Source organism: Pedobacter hartonius, assembly GCF_900107535.1.
Classification (GTDB): domain Bacteria; phylum Bacteroidota; class Bacteroidia; order Sphingobacteriales; family Sphingobacteriaceae; genus Pedobacter; species Pedobacter hartonius.
In genome coordinates this window covers 313,018-328,394 of the sequence record NZ_FNRA01000005.1, presented here as the reverse complement: position 1 = coordinate 328,394, position 15,377 = coordinate 313,018, and the positions used below count along the sequence as shown (strand labels likewise).

Annotated in this window: 10 protein-coding genes; 2 read left to right on the top strand and 8 right to left on the bottom strand. The window is 42.8% G+C overall.

Annotated elements, in window-relative coordinates; genetic code table 11:
* Positions 1-1,254 (top strand): threonine ammonia-lyase IlvA, encoded by a 1,254-nt coding sequence (ilvA, locus tag BLW16_RS11735; protein ID WP_090556769.1) that lies wholly within the window; start codon positions 1-3, stop codon positions 1,252-1,254.
* 103 nt (positions 1,255-1,357) lie between these two features.
* Here ilvA and BLW16_RS11730 read toward each other — a convergent pair whose 3' ends face one another.
* From BLW16_RS11730 to BLW16_RS11700, 7 genes are all read right to left on the bottom strand, one after another.
* On the bottom strand, positions 1,358-2,470 hold the full coding sequence (locus tag BLW16_RS11730; protein WP_090556768.1) for a glycoside hydrolase 5 family protein: 1,113 nt from the start codon (positions 2,468-2,470) through the stop codon (positions 1,358-1,360).
* 154 nt (positions 2,471-2,624) lie between these two features.
* Positions 2,625-4,286 (bottom strand): RagB/SusD family nutrient uptake outer membrane protein, encoded by a 1,662-nt coding sequence (locus BLW16_RS11725; RefSeq protein WP_090556767.1) that lies wholly within the window; start codon positions 4,284-4,286, stop codon positions 2,625-2,627.
* 4 nt (positions 4,287-4,290) lie between these two features.
* Positions 4,291-7,380: a SusC/RagA family TonB-linked outer membrane protein gene (locus tag BLW16_RS11720; protein WP_175470559.1), complete on the bottom strand. Its 3,090-nt coding sequence runs from the start codon at positions 7,378-7,380 to the stop codon at positions 4,291-4,293.
* Between the two features lie 168 nt (positions 7,381-7,548).
* A complete protein-coding gene (locus BLW16_RS11715) occupies positions 7,549-8,562 on the bottom strand; it encodes a right-handed parallel beta-helix repeat-containing protein (RefSeq protein ID WP_090556765.1) in 1,014 nt (337 codons plus the stop codon).
* A gap of 137 nt (positions 8,563-8,699) precedes the next feature.
* On the bottom strand, positions 8,700-9,479 hold the full coding sequence (locus BLW16_RS11710; RefSeq protein ID WP_090556764.1) for a response regulator transcription factor: 780 nt from the start codon (positions 9,477-9,479) through the stop codon (positions 8,700-8,702).
* On the bottom strand, positions 9,476-12,637 hold the full coding sequence (locus BLW16_RS11705; RefSeq protein WP_090556763.1) for a ligand-binding sensor domain-containing protein: 3,162 nt from the start codon (positions 12,635-12,637) through the stop codon (positions 9,476-9,478). Before BLW16_RS11705 ends, BLW16_RS11710 begins: the two co-directional genes overlap by 4 nt.
* Positions 12,638-12,781: 144 nt before the next feature.
* Positions 12,782-13,648 carry a cupin-like domain-containing protein gene (locus BLW16_RS11700; RefSeq protein ID WP_090556762.1) on the bottom strand — a complete coding sequence of 289 codons (867 nt, stop codon included), beginning with the start codon at positions 13,646-13,648 and terminating at the stop codon, positions 12,782-12,784.
* A 224-nt stretch (positions 13,649-13,872) separates the two neighbouring features.
* On the opposite strand from BLW16_RS11700, the gene BLW16_RS11695 reads away from it, so the two are divergent.
* Entirely contained in the window at positions 13,873-14,283 is a 411-nt protein-coding gene (locus tag BLW16_RS11695; RefSeq protein ID WP_090556761.1) for a hypothetical protein, read from the top strand.
* A 10-nt stretch (positions 14,284-14,293) separates the two neighbouring features.
* Here the strand turns inward: BLW16_RS11695 and BLW16_RS11690 are convergent, their stop codons facing one another.
* Entirely contained in the window at positions 14,294-15,301 is a 1,008-nt protein-coding gene (locus tag BLW16_RS11690) for an ABC transporter ATP-binding protein (protein WP_245735244.1), read from the bottom strand.
* Positions 15,302-15,377: the final 76 nt, after the last annotated feature.

The window sequence follows — 15,377 nt, the reverse complement described above, 5'->3', positions numbered from 1 at the left end:
ATGGCGAACTTAGAAAAAGAGATAGAATTGGATTTTAATGCTGCTGCGGCACGTATTGCAGATACCGTAAAACGTACTCAGCTGGAGTACAACGAAGGCCTTTCATTAAAGTATAATGCAAAGATCTATTTAAAGAGAGAAGATCTTCAGGTAGTGCGTTCCTATAAATTGCGCGGAGCATATAACATGATCAGCACCCTTGATGCCGACCAGCGGAAACAGGGTGTAGTCTGCGCAAGTGCAGGGAACCATGCCCAGGGTGTTGCCTATTCCTGCAAAAAACTGAATATCCGGGGCGTGATCTTTATGCCTGAAATTACACCAAGGCAAAAGATCAAACAAACTGAAATGTTTGGAGGGGATAATATTAAGATCGTTCTGGTGGGCGATACTTTTGACGATTGTATGAAAGAAGCCCTTTCTTATACCGCTATACATCAGATGGTGTTTATTCCGCCTTTTGACAATGCAAAGATCATTGAAGGCCAGGGTACGGTAGGCGTAGAAATTTTCGAAGACCTGCCCGAAACTGACGTGGTGATCATGCCTATCGGCGGCGGTGGATTAGCTTCGGGTGTTGGGAGCTATCTGAAACACATCAAGCCACAAATCAAGCTGATCGGTGTGGAACCTGAAGGTGCCCCTTCCATGAACCAGGCTTTAAAGAACGGCAGCCCGGTGACGCTGGAATATATAGACCGTTTTGTTGATGGTGCAGCTGTGAAAAGAGTGGGAAACCTAACTTTTGAGTACTGCAGTGAGCTGCTGGATCAAATGCTGCTGATTCCTGAAGGCAAGATCTGTACTACGATCTTAAAATTATACAATGAGGATGCTATCGTGGTTGAACCGGCAGGTGCACTGGCTGTTGCCGCCCTTGACCAGCTGAAAGACACTATCGCCGGCAAAACGGTAGTGTGTATCGTTAGCGGTGGAAATAATGATATTGAAAGGATGCAGGAGATCAAAGAAAAATCCCTGCTCTTTGAAGGCCTTAAACACTATTTTATTGTTCGTTTTCCTCAGCGTCCGGGAGCGCTAAAAGCTTTTGTCAACAATGTGCTGGGGCCAAATGATGATATTACAAGATTTGAGTTCATCAAGAAAACAAACCGTGAGAATGGACCTGCACTGGTAGGAATTGAATTGCAGGAGGCATCTGATTATGCATCATTAAAACAGAGAATGAGTGATTTCAAATTCGAGATGATCGAATTGAATAACGATCAGACCTTGTTTGAATACCTGGTATAATATTTTATCATCGACAAAAAAGGGGTTGTATCATGATGATACAGCCCCATTTTTTGTTCCATTCGGATAAACCAGTATAAGTGAAAGCCGATGATTTAAAAGGCTATTTTCCGCTATTTGTTTCGGTAATGATTTTGTGGATAAAAGTTGTTTCATCACTTTTATAGGGAGAACCATCACTATTAAAGATATCATGAAACCATAAATCCGGAGCCGAGTTGTATTTTTTTGTCCAACTGTCCCATGGGTAGATCGTTTGGGATTTTCCGTTGACAAAACCCCAGTTCATCATTCCTACACGATAATGCTGAGCAATTGGCAGAAAAGATTGAAATGTGCTGCCATTAGGCCTGGCCATATATTCGGTACAGATGATGGGCCTGCCGTAACGCTGAAGATATTTTATTCTTTTTTCAAACTCCGCACCGGAATCATAATTGTGAAAGGTGATAATATCGGACTCCCGTATTTGTAGTTGTTCTATCGGTTTTAAGGTTTTTTCAGAAGACCAATCACCAACCCATATTCCTGATGTCAAAGGTTGCTCCGGCTCAACAGAGCGTACCCAGTTGAACGCGCTGCGTAATAGTGGAATGATCAGCTTGACCTTGTCAGGGGTTTCCACTTTCTCATAGGATGGTCCGGTCATATTATCCGGCTCATTCCAGATGTCCCAGCCAAGAATACGGTCATCATGTTTGAAGCGGGAGACAACGGAAACGACATAATTTTGCAGGCGGGGGTGTTGAGTTGAATCTTTCAATGCCAGCTGTCCCGGGCTTTGTACCCATCCTGAGTTGTGGGTAAAAGGTTTGGGAGCAGGTTGTTTACCTGTATGAGGAAAGGGGTCCCAGCATGAATCAAAAAATACCAGCAATGGTTTGATCTGATGTTTTTTTGCAATGGCCAGAAATTTATCTACCCGCATCAGAAAGCCGGTTGAATCTTCCTGGAAGGCCAGATCATGCAGGAATACCCGCATCGTATTCATTTTTAATGAACTTGCAAAACCAAGCTCTTTATCAATAATTTCCGGGTCAAATGTGTCTGCCTGCCACATTTCCAGTTGATTGACGGCATTGCTGGGAATATAGTTGGCGCCAACCAGCCAGCCTTGTTTTTTATACCAGTTATTGGCTTTTGCTTTCGGCCATACCTTCTCATTATCTTTCAGTATCACCGTTTGTGCACTGTTTTTTTGAACACTGATAAACATAAAAAGGACAATAAGGATCAAACATGATGGCTTTCGAAGTTTATACGCGGAGATACCTACTGTGCAGCTGTCTGTTAAGGAATAATTTTCTCGGTTTAATGATTTTTTCATAGATAAGATTTTGATTGTGGATTGATACTTAGAAGTTTCTGATTTACCACCCCGGATTCTGTGTGAGTTTACTGTTCACTGCAGTTTGATTCGCAGGTATGGGTAACAGCAGATATTTGGAGTCGAAAGGAATGACGTTTGTTGCTTCCGTCACACCACCGCCCTGCCAAATATTCGCTGAGTTTTTAGGCAGGCCCGGTGTCAAACTGGGTAGGAATGTACCAAATTGATATTCGTACATCGTGCGGCTATTGTCTTTATAGCGCATCCGCCAAAGATCGAACAGACGGTTAAATTCACCTACAAATTCCAGACCGCGCTCGTCAAAAATCTTCATTCTGAAATCCTCTTTTGAAAGGCCGGAGGTGACATTTGCCGGAACTGTACGCGCAACTCCATTGGCTAATCTCGCCCTTGCTCTTAACGCATTAAAAGCCGCGAGTGCCTCTCCGCTCGGACCGTTCAATTCATTTTCCGCTTCTGCTTTGATCAGGTAAATCTCGGAATATCTCAACAGGTAAAAATCGTTTTCGTGGCCGTAAGAAGATAATCCCGCACCATCCACATATTTTAACAAGTATGCTGATGTTTCCTTTGTATCTGTTGCAACAATTTTTAAAGGATAGGAAACGTGACGTTTAGCACTAGCATCTGTCCAGGTGGAGAGGAAAGTTTTTTCTACCCTATAATCACCCGCATACTCACCCTTTGTATAACGCTCAAAAAACCAGGGCTGTATCCGCATCCAGCCATTTCCGGCATGGGTGGCAGTACCTGTAGAATTTGGGTAACTTGTAGGCAGAAAAGTGCCTGGCAGATACGTGCCCTGCCCGAATAATGAAACGTCAGAACCATCCCGGGTGTGCGGAATAGCAAAGATCACCTCAGCATAATTTGATTTTTCTTTGCCAACGTCCCATAATGCGCCATAGTCATTGATCAGTGTATATTGACCCGATGTAATTATCGCATCTGCGGTTTCTTTGGCTTTTTGATAGTATGCACCTGCCTCTGATGACCGGTGCTGCAGATCAAGGTAATTCGCATAGGTAAGGTAGGCTTTTGCGAGATATCCCTGTGCTGCCCCTTTCGTTGCGCGGTAAAATTCAGTGGCAGGTTGTGCTGTACGTGCAGGCAGCTGAGTTACACCATCCTGGAGATCAGAAAAAATTTGCTTATACACCTCATCCACGGAGTTCCTCGGTTGATAGAAATCTGAACTTGCATTCACAGAAGAAATAGTTAAGGGAACCCCGCCATACAATTGAACCAGATTGAAGTAGCAGAAAGCCCTGAGAAAGTGTGCCTCACTGATACTTTTTGCCTTGAAGGCTGGGTCCAATGATATCTTTTCAACGGCATCAAGTACGCCATTGGCATCTCGGATCGTTAAATACCAGTTTACATAGATGGTATTGACAAACGGCGTGCCTGAGTTGATCGAAGATTTCCGCCCCCAGATACCCTGTTCAAAGGTCACGGTTGAGGATATATCATCCGCATAGGGATGTAGTGCCCATAAAATATCTCTTCCAAATCCTGGAGGCGCTGTGAGGTGAGAATATACCCCGATCATCACATTGTCGATATCAGAAGCTTTTTTTATCGCATTATCGGCTGTTGCTGAATCATATATGGTCTCATCTACCTTGCATGAAGCGAGTGCTGAGATCAATAACATATATAAAATTATAGTCCTTTTCATTTGTTTAAAATTTCAAATTTATACCTGCGGTTAAAGTTCTGTATTGTGGGTAGGTACCGTTGTCTACACCCTGTGTGAGGCCATTTCCATAGTCCGCATTAACCTCCGGATCGAAGCCGGTATAATTGGTAAACGTCAGCAGGTTTGTAGCTGTAAGGAATATCTTTATATCTTTCACCCAGGATATTTTAGCCAATGGAAGACTATAACTCACATTCACATTCTTTAATCTGACGTAACTACCGTCCTCGATCAGGAAATCAGAGAAACGTGAGCTGAAATAGCCCCCACCTGATTTGGCACGGGGATAGTAATTGCTGGTTCCCGGACCTGTCCATCTTCCATCAAAGGCCTCCTGGCTTATATTTGTGGCATTACCGGCCAGCGCATCTAACCGAAAGCGGTTCAGGTTCGCGATTTGGTTACCTATACTGCCCTGTATGAAAAATGAGAAAGTGAACTTTTTATAAGAAAAGCTATTGGTTAATCCAAAAATGTAATCCGGATTGGGGTTTCCTACAATCTGGCGGTCATCGGCATTGATAATATTATCCCCGTTCAAATCTACAAATCTGAAATCACCGGGTTTTGCAGTACCCGCTTCCGGACCGGCAGCTACCTCAGCTGCCGTCTGATAGATACCATTTATACGGTAACCATAAAATGAGCCCACTGGTTGGTTCAGCACTCCAATATGGATAGGCTGATTAAGCAAACTACCGGCACTCAAATAATTCGGGCCAAATATTTTACCATCATCACCTAAAGGGCCCAGGCTAACAAGCTTGTTGCGATTGAAGGAAATATTTCCGCTGACATCCCATTTAAACGCTGATCTGAGAATCTGAGCACTGAGGTCAAGCTCTAAACCTTTGTTTTCAACACTGCCCGCGTTAGACAGATAATTGGTATAGCCGGTATTTGCAGGGATAGGTAAACTGATCAGCAGATCATCAGTACGTTTTTTATAAACGTTAACTTCCAGTTGCAGTTTGTCGTGCATAAAGGAAATATCTGCACCAGCATTGAATTGTTTTGTTTTTTCCCAGCCAAGTACGGGATTCGCAATATTGTTCTGAACATATCCTTTCACAACCTGTCCATTAAGGACGTAAGACATAATGCCGAAGGTTGTCTGAGTGCCGCCGACTGCAATGTTCTGGTTGCCTGACAGCCCATAACTCGCTCTCAACTTAAATGAACTGATGAATTTGACGTTATCTTTGAAAAAATCCTCTTCGCTTACTTTCCAGGCTACTGCGGCTGAAGGAAAGAACGTATACTTATGCCCCTCTGCCAACTTGGTAGATCCATCGGCACGACCGGTCAGGGTCAGCAAATACCTGTTATCGAAAGCGTAATTAAACCTTCCCAGATAGGAAGCCAATGCCCATTGCTGGTGTGCCGTTGTAGTGATCCCGGGCGACTTGGCACTCTGGAAGCTTTCATAAGTTAAGTTGTCATTAGGAAAACCGGAAGCCGAGGTTCCAAGCCCCTTCTGGTCCCACTTTTGCCAGGTATACCCGGCAACAGCATTGATCGAATGCTTATTAATGCTTTTAGCATAATTTAAGGTAAATTCACTTAAGTAGTTGAATCTTGAACTTTCTCCGCGGAACGCATAGCCATTAAGTTGGGAACCAACGTACGTACCTACCGGACTATAGCTCTGGCGCAGGGAACTTGTGTTATACCCCCCAACGTTAGTACGGAATATAAGGTCTTTAGTCAATTTCAGATCAGCCGTTAAATTGCTGGATACCAAATCAAGATTCGTATTGTCCTTTTGCAGATTAAGCACCGTTAAGGGATTATCTGCAATGCTCTGATCTATCTCTCCTACATCATCGACTCCCCTTGTCAGGGGCCTGGATAATAATGCACTGCCGATGACATTACTGGATTGTAAACCTGACTGTGCTGAATTTAATCCCAGCCGCGATGCCGATTTGGTTGCGGTAACATTAAATTTAACAGTAAGTGCCTTATTCACAGTACGATCATAATTGAAACGGATGTTTCCACGGTTGAGGTTTGAGTTGTAAACCGGACCGTTTATTTTCGTGTATTCACCGGAAAGGAAATATTTGTTTTTATCATCTCCACCGGAAACAGATAGCTGGTAGTTGTTGGTGACGCCTGTACGGAAAATCTGGTCCTGCCAGTTATTGTTGATCCCGCCCAACGCTGCAATGGCCGGGGCTTTGTAAATAGAATCTATACCATCATTCAAAGCGCCTTCATTGGAAAATTTGATGAAATCCTGGGTATTGAGGACTGGTAGTTTCTTGCGAATGGTTGCGGCATCCGACCTGAAACTGAAATTAATCTGATCTACTCCTTTTTTGCCGCGTTTTGTAGTAATGATTACTACGCCGTTTGCGCCGCGTGAACCATAAATGGCAGTTGATGATGCGTCTTTAAGGATCTCGATGGATTCGACATCATTGGGATTGAGCGCCGCCAGGGGATTTTGACCCGGCTGATTAGCAACTTCATTGTTTGCGCCCATGGACAAATTGCCGGATCCCAGGTCAATGGGGTAGCCGTCCAGAATGATCAGCGGCTGATTGGAACCCAATGAGTTTCCTCCCCGTACCACAAAGCTTAAGCCCGCACCCGGACTGCCTGAACTGTTTACGATCTGTACACCGGATACCTTCCCCTGAATAGCCTGGTCAATAGATGTTACCGGGTATTGCTCCAGATTATCTGTTTTAAACTTCGCTACAGATCCTGTCAGGTCACTTTTTCTAACTGTGCCATAACCTACAACAACCACATCATTTAATGAAGCGCTGTTACTGATTAGCTGAACGTTAATTACGCGGCGTTTATTGACTGGAACGGATTTTTCGGCCATGCCGACATACGAAAATATCAGGATGCCGTTATCGGGTACGCTGATAGAATACTTGCCATCAATAGCAGTGACTACGCCCATGCTGCTTCCTTTTAATTTGACCGTGGCTCCTGTAAGTGTTTGGCCCAGATCATCAGTAACGGTTCCGCCAACTACCTGTGATTGCGCAAATGATTGCAGCCCGGTCAGGATCAGCAATAGCAGCATAAAAATTGGTGCTGCTCTTCTCATAAAAAGAGAATTGTAATATATATGATTCCATGCGATGTATAGCCGCCTGAAATAAGGTAAAGATTTTCTCATAAATTTATAACTGAAATTGTTAATCAGACTCTGAAACACGGCAATTGACAAAGACTGCCAATCGCGCCAGCCTTTGTCAATTGACCCTGCTGTATTTTAATACTGAATGAATGTATTTGCAACATTACCTGAAAAGATATTTCCGGTAAAGCTTTTATTTGTATTCTGGTAATTGGTGTATCGTTCCAAAATTCCGTAAGCTGTATTATTGGTGAGGTGATTGTTAGATATAACAGCTCCGTCACAGCCACCTATATTATTTTGAAAGGTGATGCCACTTCTGTAATAAGTATTTGAAACGGTGTTTTGATCAACCTTTGATCCATTGGAATCATCAATTCCGATACCTCCCACACCTCTGTTATATTTATTATTTTTGTCAATGGTGTTACCATACACATAACAGTTGTGACTCAGAATATCAATTGTAAGCCCTTCCGCTCCGCTTTCGTAAATATTGTTGTTTTTAATCGTACCACCTGAATGCCCGTTTTGGGATACCCCAACCATGTAATTATAATAGACCGAACATCCTATAACTGAATTGAACGCACAAACCGGGGTTCCGAGGTTATGAATAAGAATTCCAGCTCCCCTGGCTGTTGCATTACCACAATTATGGATCTTGCTGTTGGAGATTGTATTGTGCTGGCCATAAAGGATAATCCCGGCTTCCGGAAGGTCACCACCGTCCAGTTCTATCTGGTCTATCGTATTATAGTTGCCGGTGATCGTGATCGCTGCAACGGGACTGGTGTTCGTTGCTTTCCTGATCACGGCACCTGCTTCTCCTCTGATCACGATACCGTTTTTTCCTGCAGGTAATCTGATGCCGGTAGTTACATAATGACTGCCTGTTCTCAGGATGATCACATCGCCATCTACTGCGCTATTGACAAGCGCCTGGAAGTCTGCACTGTTGCTATTGGCGGCCAGGTAATAGGTGGTTGCCGCATTTACATTAGAAATTGCACTGCCTTTAGCATTAGCAGACAGCATGTCATCAGTTTTGACAGCTGAATCTTTCCGGCAAGCCGAAAGCAGTGTAAATTGGAACAGGAACGCCCCGGCCATCAATAGGCGGGCGACCTTCTTGTAATTTGTTTTCATACGCTATATTGGTTTAAATTTGGTAGCGTAAAATTAACAGACAGACATTAGCATTAGCTCAGTCCGGTAAAGATTGGAACGATTCCGAGAGCAGTTGACACGATTTTTAGAAAAAAATGATAAGACTTGTTGTTTGCCTATGAGCTTTCTGTACTGTTGACATTTTTTTGTTTCATGTACTGCGTTGGGGTAATGCCGTACTGCCTTAGAAAACTTTGTCCGAAATGGGTTTGTGATGAAAAACCAACTTTAGCGGCAATTTCAAAGATTTTTAGTTTACCCTGTTCCAGGAGTTCAGTGGATTTTTTTAACCGCATGAGATTGATCAGTTCATTCGGGAACTGATTGGATAACATTTTGACCCTTCGGTAAAGTGTCGAGCGACTCATATTGAGTAATTCTGCAAGCAGATCCACATCAAGATTTGGATTGCTTAAATTGCTTTGTATGGTCAGATTGATTTTGTAGAGAAACTTCTCATCTTCATCCTTCAGGTCAGATACTGATCTGACAGGGGCAGGGGTTTCGAAGTGAAGCTTTATTTTATTCCGGTTAGATAACAGATTGGCGATCTGTACATGCAGGTGTTCCGGAGAAAAAGGTTTTTCAATATAGGCATCCGCACCAAGTTCCAAACCTGTGATCTTCGCTTTTAATGTGTTTTTAGCCGTGAGCAATATAATAGGGATGTGGCTGTAATTCAGATCAGATTTAATGCGCCTGCACAAACCAAATCCGTCAATTTCAGGCATCATTACATCACTTACGATCAGCTCAATAACATGATGCCTGATAATTTCCAGCGCCTCCCTGCCATTAGCTGCAGTATAGATACTGTAATCTGCCTGCAGGTCATTTTGAAGAAATGTCAGCATATCCTCGTGGTCATCTATCAAAAGTATCTGTGGTTTTTTCATGAGATTCTTGCTTTAACGTTAAATTCAATTTTTTGGTGAATCGGTAGGGTCAGCTGGAAAATATTCATTTGAACCTCATGGGGCAGGAGTATGAGGGTTCCCCGGTGTAATTCTGCCAGCGAGCGCGACAGGGAAAGTCCCAGTCCGGAGCCTACAGCGTTTCGGCTGTTTTGAAGACGATAAAATGCTTCAAAAATTTCTTCGTTTTTGTCTTTTGGAATCGGCAGGCCATCACTTTTTACCTGCACACTGAACGTTTCATTATCTGCACCCGGAGGGTCCAGCTGTATGTCTATTTTACTTTCGGCATATTTAACTGCATTGTCAATCAGGTTACTGATGATTTTCGCAAATATTTCCCGGTCAATATAGGCGATAAAGTTATCTTCAGACAGAAATAACCTGTAATCAAGGCCACGTTCGTTGGCCAGATCGTTGAAACGTATAACAACGCTATTGAGCAGTTCCCTGATATCAGTTCTGACAAAGTTAAGGTCGTAGCCCCTCGCTTCAGTTTTACGGAAATCCAATAATTGGTTAGTCAGTTCCAGGAGATGTTTGGCATTTTTTTCCATAATGGTAAGATTTCCCTGAATGGCGGGCAGGTTTTCAGCAGCTTTGATGACCCGTTCCATAGGAGCGATGATCAGACTGAGCGGAGTACGTATTTCGTGCGCAACATTGGTAAAGAATGCGATCTTGGATTCGTATACCTCTTTTTCCTGCTGCATCTTCAGTACCGAAATCTTTCTCTGATGGCGGTTATTGATCTTTTTGATATAATTCGTTATGGCAAAGTATAGGAGTAAAACTGCCGAGACCAGGTAAAAAGCGAAGGCCCATTTACTCGCCCAGAACGGCGGCGAAATGATGATGGTCAGTGTTTTAGCTTTTTTGCTCCATGCTCCGGTGGAATTTGCAGACATGAAGCTGAATTTGTAAATACCCGGTGATAACCGGGTAAAATATACGCGCCGGTTTCTCTCCAGATTTGTCCAGCGGTTATCCAATCCTTCCATCCGGTACCGGTACTGGGTATTCGGTGCTGAGGTATAACTTAAAGAAGCAAAATCGATGCTGAACGATGATTGCGAATGATTTAATAATAAGGTATCAGTTAATATAATGGACTTTTCAAGTGGCGATCCCAATGCATGTAACTCAACTTCCTGGTTATCAATTTGAAGCCCGGTTATATAATTAGGGGAGGTGTGCTTTTGGGTGTCTAAGAATGGAACAAAACTAATCATGCCTTTCACACTACCCATATAGACACGTCCAGCCGCATCTTCATATAGGGAACGGTAATTGAACTGATCGCTTAGCAATCCGTTTGCTGTGGTAAAGACGCGAAAGTTATTTGTCAGGGGATCTAAACAGACCAGGCCTTTGGAAGTGCTGATCCATAATCTTTGATACTGATCAGGAAAAATACTGTATATGACATCACTTGGGAATCCGGTTTGCGTGTCAAACCTCCTGATATGCTTTTTATCTTTTTCAAATTTAAATAAGCCCCTTTCTGTTCCGAACCAAATAGAATGGCTGGCGTCTTCCAATACCGCGTTGATCCGTTCATCTACCATCATATCTCTATTCTTGTGGATATCCCGGAGCCGTGCCGATTTTTTGCTGACCGTATTGTATATATATACACCATTACGGTAGGTTCCCGCCCAGATATTGTGCTGACTATCCTCATAGAGTTCAATATAAAAAAGGTCGGGTAGTCCCTCGCAGCGATCAAAGTGCTGCTTTGCAAAATTGTAAGTATAAACACCATGACCCGTCGCCAACCAGATTGTGCCATCTTTCGACCGGAAGATCTGGTAAATGAAATTACTTTTTAACCCCGTGGATTTGTCGCCCATGTCAAAATGTTTAAAAACACGACCGGTAGAGATACTAAAAAGATCCAGTCCGTTTTCAAAGGTACCTACCCATATGGTGTCGCCCGTCACCAGTAGCCCATGTATGTTATTGGTGGATATCGCGCCAGGCTTATTTGAAGTCTGGTAACTGGTAAATTTGCCTGCAGGGCTTAATTTGTTTAATCCTCCATCCTCTGTGCCAATCCACATATTTCCAGTGTTGTCCTCCTGAATCTCGCGGACAGCGTTGCCGCTTATCGCATTTTCTCCGGCTTTTGGAAAGTATTTCTTAAAAGTATTGTACTGACTTGCATAGCGGCTGACGCCTCCGAAGTAAGTGCCCACCCAAATGCCCCCTTCTCTATCCCGGCACAATGTATAGGTTGCATTATCTGATAATGAAAAGGGATTGGCATACTGCTTTTTGAGATGCGTATACCGGTTGGAGTGCAGGTTGTAAATGAAAACGCCAGACTCAGAAGCCAACCAGAATTCATCCTTTCCTGAACGGATAATATCCCGTACAAATACCTGTGTCCGGTCCTCGTTGATGACCGGTAGATTCTCATAGGACAAAGTATGCGTATTAAAAAGTTTTACCCCTTTATTTACGGTGCTGACGAGCAGCAGCCCCTTGCCGGCGTCATAGACCCTCTCAATGAATTTGAAGGCTACAGGTTTATCTTTACTGAAAACGGAGGTACTTTTGCTGAATCCTTTTCTTTGTGAATATATTTTGTACAGTTCACCTTTGGCACTTGAAACCCACATCTGACCTCCGGCCAGACATAGTGCGGTCGCATTAAAATATTTATCGGGAGGATATACGGTTAACCGGGCAGTTCGGGGCTCATATTGGTATAACCTCAGGCCGTCAATGAACCACACATTTCCATAGGGATCAATTTTTATGTCCCTGACCTCCTCAATCGGTGCTGCCATTACCCGGCTAAATGTTTCGTTTGCCTGATCAAATATATATAGTCCCCGATCAGTACCAACCCATAGTTTCCCACTATCATCTTCGTGTAAGGCATGGATAAAATTTCCTCCCAAACTCCTTGAATCGCCCTGAACATTTTTGAATATCTTAAACTGATAGCCATTGAAACGGTTTAATCCATCTTTGGTTCCGAACCACATGAAGCCCCTGCTATCCTGCAGGCTACAGATCACAGAGTTGTTTGACAATCCATTTTCGACCTGAAAACTCTTAAAATAGTAAGGCTGGCTATAGAGCTTCCCGCTTAGGAAGACAAAAAAGATCAATAGTAGATGCCTTCTCATTTATGTGTTAAATCAAAATATTCATTGCTAACTTAATTAATGGAGAGATACTGGTTTATAACTTAAGTTAAAATTATCTGAACTATCCATGAGAAAAAAATGAGGCTGACCATTTGTTCCATGACACAGCCTCTTTTTATTGATTTATTTTGAGGCAGCCAGGCTGTTCTTGATCCTGCAGCCCAGTCCTGCGGCCAGTGCATAGGCATATGCAGCCAATGCTTTTGGCTTACTGCTTTCCTGGTTTTTAAAATACCAGACATCTTCCATAAATCCGGGAAAGTTTTTGGCATTGAGCTGATCAAAAGCTACCGAGATCGTTGGGGTAAGTGAATAGGCCGAATGCCATACCCCAAATGGAATGTATAAGGTTTCTCCCGGCCCAACGGTAAAGCTGACAGGAGTTGCATGTTTAAATTTGGGGTGTTTGTCGTAATCCGGTTCAAAGATATTCACCTCTGATCTCCATTGATTTTTTTCAGTAGCATAGAGGAATTCTTCCTGTCCTCTTGGGAACACAGTGAACCGCTTTTCGCCATACAACTGATTGATCCAGGCACTCAGATGGTAATAATCTTTGTGTACATAGGGGAACTTACCTCCCGGCCCGCCGATGAACAACTCGATAATACCGCCCCAGTTTCCGCGTTTAAAAGTCTTATCTTCCAGCCAGTTTGGTTTTGCATAATTCAGACTAAGGGGCTGCAGGAGATCGAGCATTTCAGGGATTTCATGTGAAATATTAAACGTCAGCGGGTATGGGGCAGGTTTTTCAACCGAGCTGTTTTCCACCATGTCCATTACTTCAGTCATTGTATAAGGTTTCCCGGTCAGTTTATCTGTGACGTCGCTTTGTTTATCAGGATAGTTTTCACGAAACCAGTCAGGCGTCAAAAGACCATTCGCCTTCCAGACTTTAGTAGCATCAGTAAATATTAGGGGTATGCCGGGATTATGGTGTTCTTCCATAAATTCCTGGTAACTGATGTTTGATTTTCTTTGTACTTCCATGAGGCATTAATAGAATTGGTTTATAAATATCAATGATATAATCAGTAATACAAATAAAAACGAAAATATTATTCAGGAATAAAATGTTTTAAATTCGGCATTTCATATCTTTAATATATATTACAACACGAAATATGGCTAATGAAATATATCATTGTATATATTTATACTTAATTCATTAGAAAATGGCAGTATAATTGATGCTATATCATAAATAAACCAATATGAAGAAATACCTACTATTATTATTAATTTCCTGCGTAGGCCTTGCTTCCTGCAAAAAGGAAGTACTTGTACAGGATGATACCCTTCCGAATCTGACTGTTTTAAAATATGTTACACCGTCACAATGGATTCCAAGTAACAATGGCTATACACTTTCAGTGGATATACCTGTTGCAGAACTTGATGAAGACACCTTTGAGAATGATGATGTATCTCTGATGATTTCAAGACAAGATGATAATACTTACGAGAAAATCCCTTTTGTTTATGATGGACAGGCTTATAGCTATGAAATCAGGCCGGGATTTGTAACATTGTACATCCAAACATCGGGCGACAACATCCTGACCCCGATTACCCCAACTACAAGAACAAGAGTTAAGATTGTTTTAATTACGTCTTCTCTGTAATCTTATCACATTAAAACTCGAGAAAACGACCGATGTTCGCCTGAACGTGGTCGTTTTTTTTATGCTCTCCCCTGTTCAGCTGTATCGCCCTGATGATCACTCCATTTCTTTCCAGTAAGAGTTCTTCATAAAATCCTTTATAATAGACATCCTGCACCTCATAGCGCTTACTGTTCCAGCCGCTCTTCAGTTCTACCCATTCGGGATAAAAGACAACGGATTCTTTTGCAGAGGAAAGTCCTAATTTTAAGGCATCGGCCGCCCGGAGTACTACAGCATTTCCCAGCAGCTGGGCCGTATAGATATGTTCAGGATGATTATAAACGAAAGAAGGTTCCCCTTCCTGGATCAGACTGCCGTCTTTGATCAGCAGCAATTGATTCCCCAGGAACAGGCCATCCGCAGGATCATGTGATACAATAACCACTGTAACCCCCGTTTCTGCCGCTATCCGCTTAATATCGGCACGCAATTGATTTTTTAGCAGCGCATCTACCTGGCTGAAAGGTTCATCCAGCAACAACAGGCTGGTATCAGTAACTAAAGCCCGTGCAATGGCTACCCGCTGCTGCTCTCCCCCACTCAATTCGGTGATCTTTTTATTTCTCAGGTGTTCAATGTGCAGGTGCTGCATCATTTTTTCGGTCTTTTCCTGTTTAGATCTGACGTCAGTATTTGACAGCACCGAGGCGATATTATCGTAAACTTTTGCGTAAATATTGAGGGAGAAATCCTGGCTGACGATCCTCATCTCCTTATGCCCGGGAATCAGCTGTTCGTTGGGGCCTAAAACCCGTTTACCATTAAATAAAACCTCTCCTTCATCAACCTGCAGTAAACCGAAGATTGATTTTAAGAGTGTAGATTTTCCACTGCCGCTTTCACCAATCACGGCAACGATATCTCCCCGCCTGATGGTAAAGCTGATATTTCTGATACCCGATAATTGCTCAGTTTTATACTGTTTGCTTAAGTTATTTACGCTGATAATATTTTCGTCCACAGCGTAAAGATACATTTCAACAGCAAATATTTAGTGTAATGGCACTGAATAGAAATATTTGACAGAAAAAAACCTCAGAGCGGTTAGCACT